At 38.3% G+C, this 2,054-nt stretch carries 3 protein-coding genes; all 3 read right to left on the reverse strand.

What is annotated here, in order from left to right; translation table 11 throughout:
- Nucleotides 1-291: 291 nt before the first annotated feature.
- Nucleotides 292-597, reverse strand: coding sequence for a 50S ribosomal protein P1 (rpl12p, locus tag AMDU4_RS10570; protein ID WP_009886748.1), 306 nt, complete (start codon nt 595-597; stop codon nt 292-294).
- The gene (rplJ, locus tag AMDU4_RS10575; protein ID WP_021787964.1) at nt 546-1,562 is read right to left on the reverse strand and encodes a 50S ribosomal protein L10; all 1,017 of its coding nucleotides are present in this window, start codon (nt 1,560-1,562) and stop codon (nt 546-548) included. Before rplJ ends, rpl12p begins: the two co-directional genes overlap by 52 nt.
- The coding region (rpl1P, locus tag AMDU4_RS10580) for a hypothetical protein (RefSeq protein WP_021787965.1) at nt 1,559-2,054 on the reverse strand (496 nt) is incomplete at its 5' end. The genes rpl1P and rplJ, both read right to left, overlap by 4 nt.

Here is a 2,054-nt window from a genome sequence, read left to right on the forward strand (position 1 = left end):
GATACCCGAAAGTGAGCCCGGGGAGAACATGCAAAAGAAGTATATGAAAAGCTTCAGGAGTTAAAACTTATTTAATTTTATTAATTTTAAGATCTTACAAAATTGCTTTTAATACTGAAATTTATAAGAGAAACAACCAATGTTACAAGTAACCATAAAACTGAGATCATTATCAGAAACGGATTGAATTTTATTATAGAATACGCTAAAATGCCTATTGGCAACAGATACTTAATTATTATCCATAAAATACTATAAAAACCCATAAAAATCTAAAATAAAAAAATGTATTTATCCGAAAAGAGAGCTTAAACCGGCCATTGCGTCTGAATCCGATTCATCCTTCTTTTCTTCTTTCTTCTCTTCTTTCTTTTTCTCCTCTTTCTTTTCTTCCTTCGCAGGTGCTGCTGCTACAGGTGCTGCTGCGGCATTTTTCAAGACTTCTTCTATGTTTACATTCTTCATGCTTTCAAGCAATGATTTAAGTCTTGCGTCATCTGCCGCTACGCCTGCGTCTGTCAGTACCTTCTTCAGGTTCTCTTCATCTATTTCTTTTCCTGCTGAGTGAAGCAGTAAAGCTCCATATATATATTCCATTTTGTCACCTCATCCAAATAAAGACCCGAGTCCCGCTGCTGCGTCATCTCCGATCCTTCATCTTTCTTGTCCTCTGTTTTGCTTTCTTCAGGGTTTTCATCCTCTATATTTTCATTATTTAAATCTTTATTTATTAATGAATTTAGAGTTGTAGCGTTTATTACAGCTTTCCTTATAAAAATATCTATATTCTTCTCATCAACAAAGTTTGCTGCAAGTGCAAGTCCCAGTGCCTGAAGATGTGCCTTAGATAGAAGTTCAGGCATTATTTCCGGCACCAGGAAGTCCGTCTTCAATGCAAGTGCTTTTGCCTTCAGGAATGCTCCTGCCATATCAGATACTATCTGTTCCACTGTGATAGAAAGTGCATCCTTTGTGTACACAAGCCCATCATCGTATGCAGCTATCATCTCAAGGCCTACTGTGACAGGAAGTATCTCAAGTTTTTCAAGTACCTGAGCCTTGTCCTTCGATATTGCCTGACCTTTTTTTACCAGTGTAACTTCGCTCTTGATTACTATTTTACCCTTTTCTATTCCAGCTGGTATTCCTGCCTTCTGGAATACGGATATCATAGGACCTGGAGGAAATGATGTTTCCTTGGGCTCTATTACTATATCATCCTCTGCTATTTCCCCTCCCCGGGCTGCAGCCTTGGTTCTTTTAGAAACCAGTATATCGTAGACCGTTTTTGGAGATTTGGTTGTTGTTATAAGTGCTATCTGGCCATATGAGTAGTCTATAAGCCCACCAATATTCTTCTTTTTGGACTTCTCCAAAGCAAGCCTGAGCAATCTTGATCTTAGAACCTGTATTTTTGCTTCTCCACGTATGTCATTCCTAATTTTCTGAAACTCTTTGTTTCGCAATCCCTTTATACTTATAACCGCGGATACTGGACTTTCATCTATCTCCTCAGTAAGATGTTTGACCTTATCCACTTTCCACTGTGCTGGCTCTCTCATTCTATATCACCTAAATTAATTGTAATTGCCTTGCTCATTGTACTCTTAATATAAGCAGAGGCTATATTTCCCTTTCCCTTATCAAGGTGAGAGATTATCCTTTTCATAACTGTGTTGAGATTAGTATACAGGTCTTCATTCTTCATAGATTTTGTTCCAACAGGTACATGGAATGTAACCTTATCCTTGCTTCTTGCACGCACACTCTTTTTAAGATTTTCTATTAATGGTGTAGGATCCTGTCCTGGGGGTAAGGGCTTTGGCATTTTCCCCCGTGGCCCCAGAATTATACCAAGGTTTTTTCCCACATTGCCCATAATCGTTGATTCGGCCACAAAGAAATCTATGTCTTTCACAACTTTCTTAAATGATTTCTTATCATCAGAAAAATTATTCAGGTCTTCTATTGAATATAAGAAATCTGCGTTCTTGGCCTTTTGCCGCATTTCTTCACTGGCAATGACTGCCACTTTTATATCCCTGCCCCTTCCT

The organism is Ferroplasma sp. Type II (assembly GCF_000496155.1).

Bases quoted from the DNA above. Each gene is read 5' to 3' on its own strand.
- rpl12p (WP_009886748.1), bottom strand. From the start codon at position 597: ATGGAATATATATATGGAGCTTTACTGCTTCACTCAGCAGGAAAAGAA.
- rplJ (WP_021787964.1), bottom strand. From the start codon at position 1,562: ATGAGAGAGCCAGCACAGTGGAAAGTGGATAAGGTCAAACATCTTACT.